Below are 18,413 nucleotides of genomic sequence, written 5' to 3'. Positions count from 1 at the left end.
TCGTCCTCCGGCAACGGATACCACTCCTGCCGGCCGCTTCCTACCGTTCCCATGTGCTCGACGACCACCCATCTCCCGCTGTCGACGTCGCCTCGCCCGGAGCGCTCGCGGGGGTCCGTGTGCTGGAGCTGGGCACGCTGATCGCGGGGCCGTTCTGCGGCCGCCTGCTCGCCGACCACGGCGCCGACGTGATCAAGGTCGAGGCCCCGGACCGCCCCGACCCGCTGCGCGTGTGGGGCCAGGCCGCGCAGGACGGCCATCACTTCTTCTGGACCGTGCACGCGCGCAACAAGCGATGCATCACCCTCGACCTGCGCCGTGACGAAGGCCGCCACCTGTTCCTGAAGCTGGTCGACACCGCTGACGTGGTGGTCGAGAGCTTCCGCCCCGGCACCCTGGAACGCTGGGGCCTCGGGTACGACGTGCTCGCCGAGAGCAACCCGGGTCTGATCCTGGCGCGGGTGTCCGGTTACGGGCAGACCGGCCCGCACGCCGAACGTCCCGGGTACGCCTCGGTCGCCGAAGCCGTCAGCGGGATGCGGCACCTCAACGGGTTCCCAGGAGGCCCACCGCCGCGCGCAGCCCTGTCCATCGGGGACTCGTTGGGTGGGATGTTCGCCATGCAGGGCGTGCTCACCGCTCTTCACGCTCGTGGACAGAGGGGCGGCCCGCACGAGGGCCGCGGCCAGGTCGTCGACGTCGCGCTCACCGAGGCATGCCTGGCCATGCTGGAGTCGGTCATCCCCGACTACGACGCCACCGGCCTGGTCCGCCAGCCCTCCGGAACCCGGTTGGACAAGTTGGCTCCCTCGAACCTCTACCGGTGCGCCGACGACCGATGGTTGATCATCGCCGCCAACCAGGACACGGTCTTCGCCCGGCTCTGCGAGGCGATGCAGCGCGAGGACCTGATCACCGACCCCCGGTTCGCCACCCACGTGGCCCGGGGCGACAACCAGGACGAGATCGATGCGATCGTCGCCGAGTGGGCGGCCGGCCACGACGCCGACAGCCTCACCACGCTCCTCGAAGACGCCGGCGTCGTCGTCGGCCCCGTCGACACCGTTGCCGAGGTCGTGCAGAACCCGCAGTTCCGGGCCCGCAACATGCTGGTTCCGCATCATGACCCGGCCATCGACCGCGACATCCTCGGCCCCGGTGTCGTCCCGGTGCTCGACGGCACACCCGGGTCGATCCGCTGGGCCGGACCCGCACGCCCCGGCACCCACAACGCCGACGTCTACACCGGCCTGCTCGGGCTGTCCGGCCCCGAGCTCGCCGCGCTGACCGACGCCGGCGTCATCTGACCACGGCTACATCGACCCGATCCGGAGGTGCTGCATGACGACGACGCCCGCATCCATCGATCTCCGTGAGGTGGGAATGCGTGACGGACTGCAGCTCGAGGCACCGATCCCGCTCGAGACGAAGCTGGAGATCCTCGACGCGATCGCGGCGACCGGCGTGCGGCGCGTCGAGGTCACCTCCTTCGTCTCGCCTGCGGCGGTTCCTGCTCTCGCCGACGCCGAGCAGGTCGTCGCCGAACTCCAACGGTGGCCTGACCTGCACTTCTCGGCACTCGTCGCCGGCCGCGGCGGAGCACGGCGCGCGGTCGCCGCAGGGATGCCGCACCTGGAGTACGTCATCTCCGCCTCCGACGGCCACAGCCTGGCCAACGCCAGGCGCACCACGGACGAGGCTGTCGACGGCGTCGCGGACATCGCCGCGCTGGCCCACGACGCGGGCGGCCGGCTCGAAGCCATCATCGCGGTGGCCTGGGACTGTCCGTTCGACGGGCGTACCCCGCTGCGCCGCACCGTCGACATCGCCCGTCGGGCCGTCGAGCTCGGGGCTGACCAGCTCTGCTTCGGCGACACGATCGGCACGACCGTTCCGGGCCGGGTCACCGACCTGGTCGCCGCCGTGCGCGACGCCGTACCCGAGGTGCCGATCGGGGTGCACTTCCACAACACCCGCGGTTCCGGCATCGCCTGTGTCCTCGCGGCCGTCCAGGCCGGCGTCGTCCAGATCGACGCGTCCGTCGGTGGGCTCGGCGGTTGCCCGTTCGCGCCGGGCGCGAGCGGCAACATCGCCACCGAAGAGGTCGTCTACCTCCTCGAAGAGTCCGGGATCGCCACCGGGATCGACCTGAGCCGGGTGCTCGACGCCGCCGCGCTGGTCGAACGAGCCGTCGGGCACGAGCTGCCCAGCAACCTCTACCGAGCCGGTGGGCCGAACCAGCCTCGTGGACGGCGGGACGCGAGTGCTCAGAACGGCGCAACGACGAGGAGCTGACGATGCCCCTTCACACTCCCACCAGCCGGGTCGGCGGCCTGCCCGCGACGATCGCCGTGCAGCGCGCCGCCACCGCTCTCGCGGACGGCCGGATGGTGGTCGTGACCGACGACGCGGACCGCGAGGACGAGGGCGACCTGGTCCTGCCCGCCGCCACCGCGACTCCCGAGCAGATCGCGTTCATGGTCCGGCACACCACCGGCATCCTGTGCGCCCCGATGCCCGCCGACCGGGTGGACGCCCTCGGCCTGCCGCAGATGGTCAGCGACAACACCGACGCCCACGGCACGGCCTTCACCGTGACCGTCGACCACCGGGACGCCGGTACCGGCGTGTCCGCCGCGGACCGCACCCGCACGCTGCGCGCGCTCGCCGACCCGGCCACCCGGCCCACGGACCTGCGCCGACCAGGGCACGTCTTCCCGCTGCGCGCCCGCGACGGCGGCGTCCTGGTCCGCGCCGGGCACACCGAGGCCGCCGTGGACCTGTTGCGGCTGGCCGGGCAGGAGCCCGTCGGCGTGATCGGCGAGATCGTCGACACCGACGGCTCCATGGCCCGCGGCGACCGGCTGCGCGCGTTCGCCGCCGCGCACGAACTCCCGGTGCTCGCGATCGCCGATCTCGTCCGTTACCGACGGGCGTACGAGCAGGTCGTGGAACACGTCGCCACGTCGGCGATGCCGACGGTGTTCGGCGAGTTCCGGGCCGTCGCCTACCGGTCCACCACCGACGGCATCGAGCACCTCGCCCTCGTGCACGGCGACGTCGCGGCTGCGAGCCGCACCGAGCGCGGCGCGCTGGTGCGGGTGCACAGCGAGTGCCTGACCGGCGACATCATCGGCTCGCTGCGCTGTGACTGCGGCGCCCAACTCGAACAGGCCCTGCACGCGATCGCCACCGAGGGTGCGGGCGCGGTGGTCTACCTGCGCGGCCACGAGGGCCGCGGGATCGGGCTGGCCCACAAGATCAGCGCCTACGCGCTGCAGGAACGCGGGCTGGACACCGTGGACGCGAACACCGCGCAGGGCCTGCCGGTGGACTCCCGCTCCTACGGCACCGGGGCACAGATCCTGGCCGACCTGGGCATCACCCGGCTGCGGCTGATCACCAACAACCCGGCGAAGTACGGCGGGCTGGACGGGTACGGCCTCGAGGTCGTCGGGCGGGTCAGCCTGCCCGCAGCGCCCTCCCCGCACAACCTGCGCTACCTGCGAACCAAGCAGGAGCGAATGGGACACGTGCTCACACTCGACGAGGGCGCCGGCTGAGCGACGCCAAGAACCCACCAGTGCCCACCACCTGATCACGACCGATGACCAGGAGGTGATCGCACCTCGGCCGGATCGCGGGACCTACCGGGCGCCCGCGCGGGTAGGTGCACCACACCCTCGGTCGGGACGTGCGACGTCCTTAGCGTCGATCTGGTCAGGAACGCGGGAACCTCGGCCCGCCGGGATCATCCGAGGAGACGGGAAGCGTCATGTCACGCAGGTGGCTCATCACCGGATGTTCGGGCGGGCTCGGGCGGGTCCTCTCCGAGGCGGTCCTCGACCGCGGTGACCAGGTCGTGGTCACCGCGCGCGATCCGCGCTCGCTGGAGGACCTCGTCGCGGGCCACCCGGAGACGTGCCGGGCGACCGCACTCGACGTCACCAGGGCCGGGGACGCCGCAGCCGCAGCCGAACTGGCGGAGCAGGAGTTCGGCGGCGTCGACGTGCTGGTGAACAACGCCGGGCACGGCATGATCGGCGCGATCGAGGAGGGCACGCCGGAGGAGTACCGGCCGCTGTTCGAGTCCAACGTGTTCGGGCTGATCGAGACGACCCGAGCCGTCCTTCCGTTCCTGCGCCGGGCCGATGGCGGGCGGATCGTCATGATGTCCTCCGGCGCCGGGATCGCCGGCGACGGCTACTACAACGCGACGAAGTTCGCCGTGGAAGGTCTGTCCGAGGCGCTCGCCCAGGAGGTCGCGCCGTTCGGGATCGCGACGATCATCGTGGAGCCCGGCCCGTTCCGCACCGAGTTCCTCGGTCGGTCCATGCGGATGGCCGCTGCGGAAATGCCGGAGTACGCCGGGACCGCTGGGGTCCGCCGCCGGTATCGCGTCGAGCACGACGGGCAGCAGGCCGGGGATCCGCACAAGGCGGTCGACGTCGTCCTCCAGGCGGTCGACGCCGAGCGTCCGCCGCTGCACCTCCCCCTCGGCGAGCGGGCCTACGCGCTCGCCCGCACGAAGTTCACAGCCTTCCTGAAGTCGATGGACCAGTGGGAGCCCCTCGCCCTGAAGACCGGCTTCGACGACCCCTCCTGAGAATGCAGCGGCACTCAGAAGATCGAGGACTTGACGGCGGCGGAGACCGCCTGATTCGAGGGACAGCAATGACGAATGGACGTTTCGCCGGCAAGGTCGTGATCGTGACCGGGGCCGGTGTGGGGATTGGCGCAGCGACTGCGCAGCGTTTCGCGGCCGAGGGCGCGACGGTGGTCGGCGTCGGGCGGACCGAGGAGACGTTGAAGCGGACGGCTGCGAACGCCGACGGTGTCGTCGAGGTCGCGGTCGGCGACGTCACGGACCAGGAGGCCATCACCGCGATCATCGACGGGGTGGCGGCGCGCCACGGGCGGCTCGACGTGATCGTCAACAACGCCGGCATCGCGGCGCCCGGGACCGTCGAGCAGCTCGACGCCGCGACGTGGCATCAGGTCATGGCGACCAACGTCGACGGTGTCTTCTTCTGCTCCCGGGCCGCGCTTCCACACCTGCGCGCCGTGGGCGGCTGCATCGTGAACGTCGGGTCGGTGTGCGGGCTCGGCGGGGACTGGGACCTGGCCGCCTACAACACGTCGAAGGGTGCGGTCACCAATCTGACGAACGCGATGGCGCTCGACCACGCAGCCGAGGGCGTACGGGTCAACGCCGTGCACCCGTCACTGACCGTCACCGACATGGCGGCGCCGCACCTGGAGCGGCCGGAGGTCTTCGAGGACTTCATGGAGCGGATCTCGATGGGCCGTCCGGCCCAGCCCTCGGAGATCGCGGGTGTCATCGCCTTCCTGGCCAGCGACGACGCGTCATTCGTGACCGGCGCGCACATCGCGGTCGACGGCGGGCTCCGCGCCTCCAGCGGGCAGCCGAACATGCGCATCCCTTCGCTCCTGGGATGAGTCGACGGCACCCGGGCGTTCATCCGCGGCGCCGAGGACGGCGCGTTCGACCGGGAGCGCCGACGAGGCGGATCACGGAGTCACGGCCGGGGAAGACCCCGAGTTGCCCTGAAGACCGGTCGGAGCTTTCGGAACTGCGGGAGACGGTGCTGTTCGAGGACTGGGCGGAGTTCGTCGGGTCCGGGTCAGCGACGCAAGACCTGCCCGTCGTCCGCCCGGCGGATCCCGCGCAGATCCGGTACATGTCCGGCGAAGGTGTAGAACAACGCCTGCATGGGGAGCTGAACCGAGAGCAGGATCCCGCCGTCGAGCGGACCGAGGATCCCACCCAGCCGCCCGACCGCGAGCGCCGTGCCGATGGCGGTCGCGCGGATGCGGGTCGGGTACCGGCTCGCGATGAAGACGTTGATCAGGATCTGGGTGCCGACCGTGCCGATGCCGGCGAGGACGACGGCGAGGTAGAGCACGACGAGGGCTGCCAGGCTGCCGAGCACACCGGCCTGGGCGACCGTCGGGTTCCAGCCCGGTCGGCGAGCTCAGGTCGGCGGGGCGAGGGGGAAGCGCTTGTCCAGCCAGCCGCGGATCTCGTCGGCGGCGAGCTGGTTGCCCGTGGGCTCGCCCTCGGCGATGGCGCCGCCGAAGTGCGTGCCGCGGACGGTCGCGGTGGTGAGGTCGTCGGTGCCGAGGGCGCCGGTCATGCGCCGGCTGTCGGCGGGGAATGCGGCCTGATCCCCCGTGAGCTCGACGAACAGCGTCGGCACGGTGACCCCGGGAGCGCAGCGGACGAGGTCGGCGTTCGAGCTGAGCCCGGACCAGGTCGACAGCCAGGCCTCGGGGGTGGTGAGCCGGCCGAAGCCGACCTGCCCGTAGTCGATCAGGTCCGGCCGCTGGCCGAACAGCGAACCGTACGGCCGCTCGCTCGGGTCGAGCGAGAGGTCGACCGTGCGCGGATCGGCATCCGTCCGGAAGATCGTCATGATCGTGGGCGCGAGGCTGCGGCGCCGATCGGCGGCCGCGCCGCTCTTCTTGAACGCCGCACGCGCCTCCGCGGTCCGCGCCAGCGCCTCCCGGGCGACCGCGTCGATCCGGGCGACCCGGTCACGCTGCGCGGCGCGGTAGCGCGCCAGGAACTCCGCCGAGTAGGAGGAGCTCTGCGGCGGCTCCGCGAACCCGTTCGCCGGGTTCCACGGGTCGAGCTCGGGCACGACGGACAGGGGGTCGGCCTCGTCGGCCACCGAGGGGTCTATGCAGGCCAGCAGCAGCTGGCCCTGACCGGGGTGCGGGGCCAGGAAGACTGCGGCGTCGGCCACCGGCATGCGGGCGTCGGCGAGTTTCGTCGGCCGGCCGCCGGGGGTGGTGGCGATCCGGTCGGGAGGCGCGAGCGCGGTCTGCTCCAGGTAGTAGGCGAAGAGCGTGCCGCCGCCGGAGTGCCCGAGGACGACCACGTGCTCGAACCCGAGGTCACGCAGGAAGACCTGGCCCGCGGCGACGTCGTGCAGGGCCTGCTCGTGGATCAGGTTCAGGTCGTTGTTCACCGAGCGGGTGTGCTGGGTCCACACCGCGACCCCGGCGTGGAGCAGCAGCGGGACCAGCGGGTGGTGGGTGACGTCCTGGCGCGGGTGCATCAGGCAGACCACCGTCTGCGCGCCCGGCACGGTGGCCAGCACGCCGCGCACCGTCGCGCCGTCGGCGGTGGTCAGCTCGTGCACGGAGGTCGCCGTGGCGGCGGGCCGCTCCCCCGCCGCCAGGTAGCGGCCCGCCCCCAAGCGGCCCGTCACGCGGGCTCCACCTTCAGCGCGTCCTTGTCGTGCTGGGTGATCCGGCCATCCCGGCCCACCCCGGCGATGCACGAGTACCAGACGGCGTGCCGGCACCCGGTGGCGCGGCGGTCGATCACGATCGGCCCGGCCGCGCTGATCGCGAAGTACGGCCCGATCTGCCCCACGGTCACCGTCGGGTCCTCGGCCGCCACCTTCGCCACGGCGGTGTTCTCCGGGACGTCCAGGACGTAGAGCGTGGTCACGGCGCCACCTGCTCCCAGTCCGCGGCCCGCTCGACGATCAGCTCGGCCTTGCGCGCCAGCAGCTTGCCGAAGCTCGGTTCCGGCTCGGCGACGACGTCGAGCAGGGCGTCGATCGTGAGGTTCGCGTCGAGGTCCTCCTGCGGGGTGACCGGCCGCATGGCCCGCGTGATCTCGAAGAAGTAGCCGTTGGGGTCGTGGGTGTAGATCGACTCGATCGTCTCGTGCTGGATCTGCATCTCCACGGGCCAGTCGCTCGCGTCCAGGCGACGGCGGTACTCCAGCAGGTCCTCCTCGTTGTCCACGTGGATGGCGAGGTGGCGGGACCGGACGAAGTACTCCGGCACCTCCCCGCCGAAGCGCGCGTAGACGTCGCCCTTCTCCCCGGACGCACCGCCGACCTCGGGCGTGGTGCCGAAGTAGTAGAAGAACGCGATCCGGTCGTCGTTGCCGATGTCGAAGAAGAAGTGGATGAAGTCCGGGTGGTCCTCGGGGCCCCAGCCGGCCGCGCAGATCGAGTGCACCACCGGGAAGCCCAGGACGTCCCGGTAGAACCGCACCGTCGCGGCCGGGTCGAAGGTCGGGAACGCGACGTGGTCGACCCCTCGCACCCGGTGGTCCTGCTCTGTCATCACTTACCTCCATGGCGTCTTCCGGTGTCACCTCCGACCATACGCCGTGATTGACACATGAGTCCAGAGTTTGACTATAGAGACGATTCATTGGGCGTGCGCGAGCCCGGACGCGGGTCGGGTGGCAGATCAGATGTCGAGGATGCGTTCCAGGTGGTCGAGGTCCTGGCGCAGGAGCTTGATCGCCGCCGCCGGGCCGTTACCGCCGGGAACATGGTGGTCGGGCCGTACCAGAGCGGCGACCGCCATGTCGGCGAGCTGCTCGATCACGCCCTCGGCGCTGTAGCGGCCGCCGGGGTGGAACCACCAGGCCACCCAGTTGCACATGCCGAGCACGCCGAGGGCCGCGACCCTCGCGTCGACGGGCCGGAACACCCCGGCGTGCGCGCCGTCGTCGATCACGCCGGCGATGGTCTTCAGCACGGCGCGGCGCCCCTGGTCGTACGCCTCGGCCAGCTCCTCGGGCAGCTCGGCCTCGGAGCGGATGAGCAGCCGGAACCGCTCGGGCTGACCGGCCCTGCGCCCCACGAGGACCTCGACTATCCCCCGCAGCGTCGCGACCGGATCCAGCCCGCGCGCGACCAGCGCGGTGAGCTCGTCGAGCGGCCCGTTGGTCACCTCGGTGACCAGCCTGGCCAGCAACTCGTCCTTGCTCTTGACGTAGTAGTAGAGCGCGGGTCGGGTGATCCCCAATGCGTCGGCGATGTCCTGCAGGCTGGTGCCGGCGAACCCGCGCTCGGCGAACAACCGCGTCGCCTGCTCGTAGAGCTCGTTCTCCACCAGTTCCCGACGTGCGGTACTCGCCGCGCCGCGCTTGCGCCCGGTCCCGTTGCCGCTCATGCGCTGATGGTAGGGGCCGGGGTCACCTGTCCCCGGCGAGCAGCCGGCCCGCGCCGGGCAGCGCCGCCTCGAGGCCGAGACCGGTCCAGCAGCGCGTACGCTCCCGCGGTGGCCGCGGAGAGCACCGGCAGCCCGAACTCCTCCTCGGCCGGCGCGACCAGGTCGAGCGAGGGCATCTGCACGCAGGCCGAGATGACGAGGGCGTCCACGCCGGAGAGGTCGAGCCCACGGGCGGCGTCCATTACCCGCTCGCCGGGGATGCAGCCGACCTCAGTGTTGTCCCCGACCTCGAGCGCCACCCAGTCGACGACGGTGAACCCCTCGGCCTCCAGGTACGCCACGACCTGTTCGGCGAGCGGGCGCACGTACGGCGTCACCAGCGCGATCCGGCGGGCACCGAGCGCGGTCAGCCCGTCGACCAGCGCACCGGCGCTGGAGAGGACCGCGGCGTCCGGCAGCTGCTCGCGGACGGCCTTCTCCACGCGCTGGTGCTCGCCGGGGCCCTGCGCCATCAGGGCGACGAGGCAGGCGTAGAGCAGGGCGTCGACGTGGGCGTCGGCGAGCTCGTCGACGCAGCGCTCGCGCTGGGAGTTCATCGCCTTCAGCTCCTCCGGGGACACCTGGTGCATCCGCATCCGGCTGGAGTGGAAGGAGAAGCTGTCGGGATGCCGCGCGAGCAGGGCCGGGATCTCGGTCTCGACGGTCACGTTGGAGCTGGGGACGACCAGCCCGATCCGATGGGTCACGAGGTGCTCACCTTCCGGGCGATGTCGGCGGCCAGGCGCTTCTTGTCCGTCTTGCCGACGAGCGTGCGGGGGATCTCGGGGAGGTGTTCGATGCGTTCTGGCCATTTGAACTTGGCAACCTCGAGCGCGGCGAAGTGCTCCTGCACCTCCGGCAGGGTCAGCTCCGCCCCGTCGACCACGACGTAGGCGCAGGTCCGTTCACCGAGTCGCGGATCGGGCATCGGCACGACCGCTGCCGCCGCGACCCGCGGGTGGCGCAGCAGCAGCAGCTCCACCTCCTCGGTGTTGATCTTCTCGCCACCGCGGTTGATCAGGTCCTTGATCCGACCCTCGATCGAGACGTACCGCTGGCCCTCGATCCTCCCGTACGCGGCCAGGTCGCCGGTGCGGTAGAAGCCGTCAGCGGTGAAGGCGCGGGCGTTGTGCTCGGGCGCGTCGTAGTAGCCGTGCAGCGTGTACGGACCACGGGCGCACAGCTCGCCGACCTCGCCGTCCGCGACATCGGTCTCGGACCCGGGCTCGAGGATCCGCACCTCGTCCAGCGGCGAGAGCGGAGTTCCCACCGTCGTCAGTCGCGCCTCGCGTGGCGCGCCCGGCCGGGTCGTCAGGAACAGCCCCTCACCCATCCCGAACAGCTGTCCCGACCAGAGCCCGCGGGCCTCCAGGGCCTCGAACAGCGCGGGCGGGACCTTCGCCCCGGACAGGACGATCTGAGTGACGGCCTTGGTGGCGGCGTCGAAGTCGGGGTGGTCGACGGCGCGGTAGTGCCCGTGCCCGATCAGGACGTGCGTGGCGGCCTCGCGAGCCAGCAGCGGGAGCGACTCGTCGAGGTCGGGGGTGCCGAGGACCAGGCAGGCACCCACGCTGTGCGGGGCGTGGACCGCGCAGACGATGCCGGCGTTGTGGATGATCGGAATCAGGTGCGCGACCCGGGTCTCGGCGGTCCAGCCCCAGGACCGGGCGTACTCCGCGCCGTTGTACCAGTACTCCGCGTGCAGCCGCGGGATCACCTTGGGCACGCCGGTGGTGCCCCCGGAGAGCTGGTGGACCGCGACGTCGTCGGGATCGATGCCCGCCTGGATCTTCTCGACCAGAGCGCGGGCCTCGGCCGGGTCCGTGTCACCGCCGAGCGCGGCGAGCGAATGGCCCCGCGGGTCGTCGCCTACCACGAGCACGTGCCGCAGCGTCGGGTGGCCGCGTCGCTGCTCCTCCGCGAAACCGACGAGGTCGAAACCGCGCAGCCCCGCTTCGACCAGGTGCGCGACCGCACCGACGCGGCGGCTGATCTCGCCGATCTCGTGCCCGCGGTGCGCGGCGAGCGTGGCGACGGGAACCAGCCCCGCCTTCAGCACGCCGTACCAGGTGACCACGGAATCGAGCCGGTTGGTGACCTGGAACAGGACGGGATCACCGGGGCGCAGCCCGAGCCCGGCCAGGCCCGCGGCCAGCAGGTCGGTCCGCGCGTCGAGCTCGGCGAAGGTGAGCCGCCCCTCGAGCGCGACGACGGCGTCGCGGTCCGGGTGGGCGCGCGCGACCCGGTGGAACTCGGTCGCGATCGTTGCGGTGCCCCACAGGCCCGCCTCGCGGTAGCGGCGGACGGCGTCCGGAGGATACGGGACGAGTGTCATACAGGCTCCTCGATGAGCGCTACCAGGTCCGTGCGGCCGCTGACCAACCCGGCCACGAGATCGTCGCGCAGCGCGGCCGCACCTTCCACCGCGGTCAGGACGCCGGTCTCCAACCGGACTCGTTCGGCCAGGTCGAGCCGGGTGAGCAGGGCGGGGCGGGCCGCCGGTCCGGTGACCAGCACCCCGCCCGTCCCCCGGGCCCGTGCGACCAGCGCGTCCCCCTCGGGTGACCAGGGGTCGCGCAGGTCCACCTCCAGCCGCTCCAGTTCGGGAACGGCGGTGCGGTCGGGGAACGTCCGGTCGCCGTGGACGAGCTGCCGGTCGAGCACCCAGTCGGCGAGCTCGCCCTCGGGTGCGGGTTCGCCTCCGAACTGCCGCAGGGCAGCCTCGACCACGTCCGGGCTCGTCTGGGCGAACCGGTCCAGCAGCACGTTCCCGGCCCGGGACATGTAGGCCACCATCAGCCGCTCCACCGGCAGCCCGGTCCGTGACGGGAAGGACTCCCACCACAGCTGGCTGCGCCGGGCCAGCTCCTGCAGCCGCTCGACGGCGGGCCGGCGGACCCCCTCGTAGCGGGCGAACGCGGTGGTGGCGTCCGGCGCCTCGCGCAGGGCGTCCACCAGCGCGATCGCGTCCTCCATCGCCAGCTTGGTGCCCGAGCCGATGGAGAAGTGGGCGGTGTGCGCGGCGTCGCCCAGCAGGACCGTGTTGCCGTCCGCCCAGCGATCGCAGCGGACGGTGCGGAAGCGCAGCCAGCGGGTCCGGTTGCCGATCAGCGGGTGGCCGCGCAGCTGCTGCGCGAATACCTGCTCCAGGAACCGCAGGGAGGTCTCGTCGGAGGCGTCGAACGGCGTGCCCGCCGTTTCCAGCGCCGCGGTGGTGGCATCGAACCCGGCCCGTCGCCACGTCTCCTCGTCGGTCTCGATCAGGAAGGTCGACCGGCCTCCCGAGTAGGGGTAGGCATGGGTGACGAACACCCCGTACTCGGTCTCCACCGGCGCGAACATCGCGTCCTCGAGCGCGAACTCGGTGCCGCACCACAGGTAGAGGCCCTTGCCCACCTCGACCCGGCCCCCGAACGCGCCGCTCTCGCGGGTCGCGCTGCTGACCCCGTCCGCGGCGACCACCAGGTCCGCGTCGAGCTCGTCGGCGGTGCGCCGGACGCCGAACTCGAGCTCGACTCCGGCCTTCTCGGCGTGCCGTTGCAGCACCGCGAGGAGATCGGTGCGCGCGACGCCGATCAGCCGGCTGTTGTGCACCCGGGCGACCGCGTCGCCGACCCGCATCGTCATATCGTGGCGGAGGCCGGTGACGGCCAGGTCGTGCAGCGTGTCGGGGTCGGCGGCCTCGAGCTTGCGCTGCGTGCCGCCGGCGAGCCCGACCCCGAACCCGAAGGTCGCGTCGGGATAGCCCTGCTCGTACACACGGACCTCACAGGCGGGGTTCGCGAGCTTGAGCAGGCGCGCGGCGTACAGCCCACCTGGGCCCCCGCCCAGCACAGCAACCCGTCGTGGCTGCATCACCGGACCTCCGATGGCATGGATTGACTAGTTCGTTGAGTATTCGACGGCATGGCAAGCCGGAAGTCAAGGTTGACTGTCATCGGCTCTGTTGAATAGTCTACGCATCCGTTAGCCACCTCCGTGCGCGAAGGAGCGCCTGCCATGGCCTATGTCATCGGCGTGGACGTGGGAGGCACGTTCACCGACGCCGTGCTCGACGACGACGCCGGGACCGTGCTCGCCGCGAAGTCCCCGTCCACACCGCCGGACTACTCCCGGGGTGTGCTCGACGTCCTGGAACTGCTGGCCGAGCAGCTGAGCAAGACGCTGCCGGAGCTGCTCGCGGAAACCCACCACATCGCGCACGGGACGACTTCGTCGCTCAACGCCCTGGTCATGGGCAACGTGCCCCCGGTCGGGTTCCTCACCACCAAGGGGCACCGCGACTCGATCTTCATCATGAACGTGGAGGGCCGCTACCTCGGCCGCTCGCCGCACGAGCTGCAGCACGTGCTCGGGCAGAGCAAGGACCACGCCCTGCTGCCCAAGCGGCACGCGCTCGAGGTCACCGAGCGGATCGACCGGGACGGCACCGTGGTCGTCGGACTGGACGAGGACGAAGCCCGCCGCGCGATCCGGGCCCTGCTCGCAGACGGCGTGCAGGCCATCGCGGTGTCACTGCTGTGGTCGTTCCGCAACCCGGTCCACGAGCGGCGCCTGCGCGAGCTGATCGCCGAGGAGGACCCGTCGGTCTTCGTGGCGCTCTCCAGCGAGGTCAGCCCCCGGATCCGGGAGTTCGCACGCAACGCGACCACGATCATGAGCACCCAGATCGGCCCGGGTCTGCGGGACTACCTCGGCACGCTGGAGGCCTCGCTGCGGGACAACGGCCTCACCGGCCCGCTGCTCGTCATGCAGTCCAACGGCGGCGCCGTGGCCGCGAAGGAGGCTCCGGCGGCGGCCATCAGCACCGTCGGTTCCGTGCTCACCGGCGGCGTCGTCGGTTCGGTCGCCCTGGGTCGCCAACTCGGCCACCGCAACATCATCTCCACCGACGTCGGCGGCACGACCTTCCTCGCCGGCCTGATCGTGGACGGCGAACCCGTCCGCGACACCAGCACGGTGATCAACCACCACCCGATCAACGTGCCCACGCTCCGGGTGGACGCCATCGGCTCCGGCGGCGGCGCCATCGCCTGGCTCGATGCGGGCGGCAACCTGCGGATCGGCCCGCGCTCCGCGCAGGCCGTGCCCGGCCCCGCCTGCTACGGCAACGGGGGCACCGAGCCCACCAACACCGACGCCAACCTCGTGCTCGGCATCCTGCCGGAGAAGGGGTTGCTCGGCGGGCGCAAGCCGCTCTCGCTGGAGCCGGCGCGCCAGGCCATCGACACCCAGATCGCCAAGCCACTGGGGCTGTCGGTGGAGGAGGCCGCCGCCGCGATCTACACCGTGCAGAACGCCCAGACCGGGGACCTGCTGCGCAAGACCGTCGTCGAGGCCGGGCACGACCCTCGCAACTTCGTGCTCTACGCGTTCGGCGGTGCGGGCCCCGCCCACTGCGCCGGCTACGCCGCCGAGGTGGGCTGCGACGAGGTCGTCGTCCCGCTCGGCCCGGTGGCCAGCGCGTTCTCGGCCTTCGGGCTGGCCTCCTCGGACATCGTGCTGGCCGCGGAGCTCTCCGACCCGACGACGGTGCCGTTCGACCCCGCGCGGGCCGAGCGGAACTTCGCCGAGCTGGAGCAGCGGGTCCGCGCGGGCCTCGAGCGCCAGGGCGTCAAGTTCGAGACCGTCGAACTGTACCGCGAGATCGACATGCGGTACGCGATGCAGCTCGCCGAGGTCACCGCCCCGGTCGCCGCCGGCCCGTTGGGCACGGCCGAGATCGAGACCGCAGCCTCCGCGTTCGAGAAGCGCTACGCCGAGCTGTTCGGCAAGGACGCGGGCTTCCGCGAGGCCGGCATCCAGGCGATCACGTTCCGGGTGCGCGGGATCGGGGTGCTGCCGTTCAGCCCCGAGCTGCCGGAGGTGCCACCGGCGACCGGGCCGGCCGAGCCCGTCACCACCCGTCCGGTGCAGCTCGACGCCCGCCTCGGCTACGTCGACACGCCGGTCTACGACTACCGCGAGCTCCGGGCGGGCCACGAGCTCGTGGGCCCGGCGATCGTCGAGGTGCCGACCACCACGGTCGTCGTCCCCGGCGGGAGCACCGGCACCGTCGATCACCTGGGCAACCTCACGATCAGGAGGACCGCATGACCATGTCGATCCCCGGCTCGGAGGTCTTCTCCAGCCGTCCCGTCGACCCCGACGAGCTGGCTCGCTCGCTGCCCTCGTCCCTCGAGGTCCACACCGTCACCCAGGAGCAGATCGACGGCCTCGACCCGCTCACCTACGAGGTCATCCGGCACCGGCTCTGGTCGGTGACCGACGAGATGGGCGAGGCGCTCAAGCGCATGTCCGGCTCGCCGATCGTCACCGACGCCAACGACTTCGACTTCGCCATCTCCGACGAGCTCGGTCAGGAGGTGCAGGTCGGCCTCTACAACACCATGCTCGTCGGGGCCGTCGACCTCGCCATCTACTGGACGCTGCGCCACCGCGCCGAGAACCCCGGCATCGAGCAGGGCGACATGTTCCTGTGCAACGACCCCTGGGTCGGCGGCGGGCTGCACCAGAACGACGTGATCGTCTACCAGCCGGTGTTCCACGACGGCAAGCTGTTCGCCTGGACCAGCGCGATCGCCCACCAGCCCGACCTCGGCGGCGTCGGCCTCGGCTCCTTCTCCCCCGCCGCGCAGGACGTCTTCTCCGAGTCCCTGCCGACGCCACCGATCAAGGTCGTCCGCGGCGGGCAGCTGCAACGCGACGTCGCCGACGCCTGGGTGCGCCGCTCGCGGGTCCCCATGCTGGTGGGCCTGGACCTGCGCGCCAAGATCGGCGCGAACAACGTCGGCGGCGAGCGCCTGCAGGCGCTGATCGCCCAGTACGGCGCGGACACGGTCAAGGCCGTGATGAAGCGGATGATGTCCGACGCGGAGTCCCGGCTGCGCAGCAAGCTCCGATCGCTCCCGGACGGCAGCTGGACCGCCACCGGCTACCAGGACCAGTCCCACGAGGGTGACCGGGACCTGCACAAGATCACCGTGCGCACCACGAAGACCGGTGACCGGCTCACCTTCGACTTCACCGGCACCGACCCGCAAGCCGGCGTCATCAACTGCACCTACGCCGGCATGCGCGGCGGGGTCATGCTCGCGCTGCTGCCGATCCTGGCCCACGACATCCCGTGGTCGGCAGGCGGGCTGATGCGCTGCTTCGACCTGATCACCGAGGAGGGCACCCTCAACAACGCGACCTTCCCCGCCGCCGTCGGACGCGGGCCGATCGGCCCGGCCTGGCTCACCGGCAACCTCATCGCCGAGTGCCTGTCGCAGATTCTCGACCGCGACCTGGAGCTGGGCGAGAACGTACAGGCAACCTGCTGCGGCACCTGGGACACCGCCGTCATCGCCGGGCTCGACGAGCGCGGCGAGCAGCCCGCCCCGTTCCTGTCGATCATGATGGAGCCGATGGCCGGCGGGTACGGCGCCCGACCGCACGCCGACGGCGTCGACACCGGCGGGCTGTTCTGCATCCCGATGGGCCGGGTCCCCGACGTCGAGATGACCGAGTTCCTCTACCCGCTGCTCACCTTGTGGCGGCGTGAGGAGCCCGACTCCGGCGGGCCCGGCCGGCACCGCGGCGGGCTCGGCGCGTCCATCGCCTTCACCCCGCACGGCACGTCTCTGCCGATGGGACTTGTGCTCGCGAGCGCGGGCAAGGCCGTGGCCCAGAACGCCGGGCTGGCCGGCGGACATCCGGGCAACAGCGGGCTCGACGTGGTCGCGCGACAGAGCCGGGTCACCGAGATCCTCGCGTCCGGACGGATGCCGTCCTCGCTCGAGGAGGTCAGCGACACCCTCGAACCGGGGCAGAACTACGCGTCGAGCTACCTGGCCCCCGGCGAGGTCTTCGCAATGACCTGGCAGGGCGGCGGCGGTTACGGTGACCCGCTGACCCGCGATCCCGAGGCCGTGGCCCGGGACGTGCGGGAGGAGAAGATCACCGAGGCCGCGGCGAAGTCCGTCTACGGCGTCGTCCTGGGAGACGAGGCCGCCACCGAGGCCGAGCGGTCGCGGCTGCGGAACGCGCGTCGCGACCGTTCCCGGGTCGCCGGCGAGACCCGCGGCAAGGCGGACCTGGCTTCGATGAGGCGCATCGACGACAACCTCGTCGAGGTGGGGTCGGACATCGCGTGCAGGCACTGCGGCGAGGTCCTCGGTGACACCGGCGACGGCGCGCTGGCCCTCGCGGTTTACGACGGCGCCCCCACCGACGCCGGTCCGCAGATCATCGCCACCGCGTGCGACTACGTCGACACGCCGGTGGTGTTCCGGCAGTACAGCTGCCCGTCCTGCTGGACGGCCCTGTCCTCCGCGGTCGTCCCCGCCGACCACCCGGACGTCGCCACCAGTCTCGGACGGTCGACCGTGACCGCCGGCTAGCGCGGTCGACCACATACGTTCGCCGGGTTTGATCATGCGGCTGCTCGGGGGCGGCCCCAGCGCTGCCGGCGCTCACTGCGGACACGGGCCTGTTCTCGGCGTTCTCCGGCCAGGACGTCGGGCCGTGCGTCGGCCGCGGCACGCACGGTGGCGCCGAGCTCGTCGAACGCGCTCTCCGGGAGGCGGACGACCGGCCCCTGGACCTCCACCCCCATGCGCACGTGCCCCCTGGCGCCGAAGACCGGCGCCGCCACGCCGCGCAGCGCAGGGTCGTGGGGGTCGTCGCGCACCGCGTACCCGCGGAACTGGGTGGCGAGCAGATCGATCTCCGCGGCCCACGTGCCCACCCCGTCGGTGTCGATGCTGAGCACGGCGGCGGCCTCCGCGATCGGATCGGGCCCGAACGCCACGATCGCGCACCCGATCGCCGAGTCCAGCAGCGGCACGCGGGCGCCGGGCTGCCCCGTGTACCGCAGCGGGCGGGTCGAGGGCCCCGTCGCTGGTCACCAGCTCGACCCCGGCGCCGGATCATCCATCCGTTGCGCCGCTTCAGCAACAGCTGACATCGACCCTCCGGGCAACCCTGCCGAACGTTGCGGACGCCACCGATACCCCTCGTCGGCCCTTTCCGCTAGAGCCTTGTCTCAACGCCGGCGTCGTACTGCGCCCGTCTATTCGTTGCCCGCCAAGAACCGGTAGCACGCGCAATGAAGGTCTTGGTCCACAGGTGCGAAGGAGCCGGCTTGAACAGGTCTGAAGGCCGGTCGTCAGGACGTGGGGGTATCTGCACCGGAGCTCGTTCCCGCTTCAGCCCGCGGCCAGGGACCGTGAAGCGGATCGAGATGGGTGCGCAGGGTCGGACGACGGCTGTCGAGGTCGGCTGTCGAGGTCGATCTGGCGGCGCGGATGCGCGGGTGCGTGCGCTCGCGGACATGGCGCCGGCGGAGGCCGCGTCCGTCGGGGGCAAGGCGCCGACCTCGGGGAGCTGATCCGCTTCAACGCGCCTCCGGCCCGCAGCGCGAGGGGACCCTTGCTGCG

15 protein-coding genes and 1 pseudogene are annotated in these 18,413 nt (G+C 71.8%); 7 read left to right on the top strand and 9 right to left on the bottom strand.

Annotated features, from left to right (window positions below; genetic code table 11):
• Nucleotides 1–53 precede the first annotated feature (53 nt).
• The 5 genes from ACFPL3_RS14575 (at nt 54) to budC (ending at nt 5,460) form a co-directional block, all read left to right on the top strand.
• Complete coding sequence (locus ACFPL3_RS14575) at nt 54–1,307, top strand: CaiB/BaiF CoA transferase family protein (protein ID WP_343941817.1); 1,254 nt, start codon at nt 54–56, stop codon at nt 1,305–1,307.
• A gap of 34 nt (nt 1,308–1,341) precedes the next feature.
• The gene (locus ACFPL3_RS14570) at nt 1,342–2,295 is read left to right on the top strand and encodes a hydroxymethylglutaryl-CoA lyase (protein WP_343941818.1); all 954 of its coding nucleotides are present in this window, start codon (nt 1,342–1,344) and stop codon (nt 2,293–2,295) included.
• Between the two features lie 2 nt (nt 2,296–2,297).
• A complete protein-coding gene (locus tag ACFPL3_RS14565) occupies nt 2,298–3,563 on the top strand; it encodes a bifunctional 3,4-dihydroxy-2-butanone-4-phosphate synthase/GTP cyclohydrolase II (protein ID WP_343941819.1) in 1,266 nt (421 codons plus the stop codon).
• A 212-nt stretch (nt 3,564–3,775) separates the two neighbouring features.
• The gene (locus ACFPL3_RS14560; protein ID WP_343941820.1) at nt 3,776–4,606 is read left to right on the top strand and encodes an oxidoreductase; all 831 of its coding nucleotides are present in this window, start codon (nt 3,776–3,778) and stop codon (nt 4,604–4,606) included.
• A gap of 2 nt (nt 4,607–4,608) precedes the next feature.
• Entirely contained in the window at nt 4,609–5,460 is an 852-nt protein-coding gene (gene budC, locus ACFPL3_RS14555) for a meso-2,3-butanediol dehydrogenase (RefSeq protein ID WP_379589119.1), read from the top strand.
• A gap of 185 nt (nt 5,461–5,645) precedes the next feature.
• Here budC and ACFPL3_RS14550 read toward each other — a convergent pair whose 3' ends face one another.
• From ACFPL3_RS14550 to ACFPL3_RS14515, 8 genes and pseudogenes are all read right to left on the bottom strand, one after another.
• A complete protein-coding gene (locus ACFPL3_RS14550) occupies nt 5,646–5,954 on the bottom strand; it encodes a hypothetical protein (RefSeq protein ID WP_343941821.1) in 309 nt (102 codons plus the stop codon).
• A gap of 42 nt (nt 5,955–5,996) precedes the next feature.
• Nucleotides 5,997–7,238 carry an alpha/beta hydrolase gene (locus ACFPL3_RS14545; RefSeq protein ID WP_343941822.1) on the bottom strand — a complete coding sequence of 414 codons (1,242 nt, stop codon included), beginning with the start codon at nt 7,236–7,238 and terminating at the stop codon, nt 5,997–5,999.
• Nucleotides 7,235–7,483 carry a hypothetical protein gene (locus ACFPL3_RS14540; protein WP_343941823.1) on the bottom strand — a complete coding sequence of 83 codons (249 nt, stop codon included), beginning with the start codon at nt 7,481–7,483 and terminating at the stop codon, nt 7,235–7,237. Before ACFPL3_RS14540 ends, ACFPL3_RS14545 begins: the two co-directional genes overlap by 4 nt.
• Nucleotides 7,480–8,112: a VOC family protein gene (locus ACFPL3_RS14535; RefSeq protein ID WP_343941824.1), complete on the bottom strand. Its 633-nt coding sequence runs from the start codon at nt 8,110–8,112 to the stop codon at nt 7,480–7,482. Before ACFPL3_RS14535 ends, ACFPL3_RS14540 begins: the two co-directional genes overlap by 4 nt.
• Before the next feature lie 129 nt (nt 8,113–8,241).
• Nucleotides 8,242–8,952 (bottom strand): TetR/AcrR family transcriptional regulator, encoded by a 711-nt coding sequence (locus ACFPL3_RS14530; protein ID WP_343941825.1) that lies wholly within the window; start codon nt 8,950–8,952, stop codon nt 8,242–8,244.
• Between the two features lie 22 nt (nt 8,953–8,974).
• A pseudogene (locus tag ACFPL3_RS14525) lies at nt 8,975–9,698 on the bottom strand (maleate cis-trans isomerase family protein).
• The gene (locus ACFPL3_RS14520) at nt 9,695–11,326 is read right to left on the bottom strand and encodes a (2,3-dihydroxybenzoyl)adenylate synthase (protein WP_343941826.1); all 1,632 of its coding nucleotides are present in this window, start codon (nt 11,324–11,326) and stop codon (nt 9,695–9,697) included. The pseudogene ACFPL3_RS14525 and the gene ACFPL3_RS14520 overlap by 4 nt, the downstream one beginning before the upstream one ends.
• Nucleotides 11,323–12,846: an FAD-dependent monooxygenase gene (locus ACFPL3_RS14515; RefSeq protein ID WP_343941827.1), complete on the bottom strand. Its 1,524-nt coding sequence runs from the start codon at nt 12,844–12,846 to the stop codon at nt 11,323–11,325. Before ACFPL3_RS14515 ends, ACFPL3_RS14520 begins: the two co-directional genes overlap by 4 nt.
• A gap of 144 nt (nt 12,847–12,990) precedes the next feature.
• On the opposite strand from ACFPL3_RS14515, the gene ACFPL3_RS14510 reads away from it, so the two are divergent.
• Together ACFPL3_RS14510 and ACFPL3_RS14505 are read left to right on the top strand one after the other, a co-directional pair.
• Nucleotides 12,991–15,087 (top strand): hydantoinase/oxoprolinase family protein, encoded by a 2,097-nt coding sequence (locus ACFPL3_RS14510; protein WP_343941828.1) that lies wholly within the window; start codon nt 12,991–12,993, stop codon nt 15,085–15,087.
• Nucleotides 15,084–17,375 carry a hydantoinase B/oxoprolinase family protein gene (locus ACFPL3_RS14505; protein ID WP_343941829.1) on the top strand — a complete coding sequence of 764 codons (2,292 nt, stop codon included), beginning with the start codon at nt 15,084–15,086 and terminating at the stop codon, nt 17,373–17,375. Before ACFPL3_RS14510 ends, ACFPL3_RS14505 begins: the two co-directional genes overlap by 4 nt.
• Before the next feature lie 32 nt (nt 17,376–17,407).
• Here the strand turns inward: ACFPL3_RS14505 and ACFPL3_RS14500 are convergent, their stop codons facing one another.
• Nucleotides 17,408–17,851 (bottom strand): IclR family transcriptional regulator domain-containing protein, encoded by a 444-nt coding sequence (locus ACFPL3_RS14500; protein ID WP_343941883.1) that lies wholly within the window; start codon nt 17,849–17,851, stop codon nt 17,408–17,410.
• Between the last annotated feature and the right edge of the window lie 562 nt (nt 17,852–18,413).

The organism is Pseudonocardia zijingensis, assembly GCF_042657305.1.
Taxonomy (GTDB): domain Bacteria; phylum Actinomycetota; class Actinomycetes; order Mycobacteriales; family Pseudonocardiaceae; genus Pseudonocardia; species Pseudonocardia zijingensis.
This window is presented reverse-complemented; position numbering and strand designations above follow the sequence as displayed.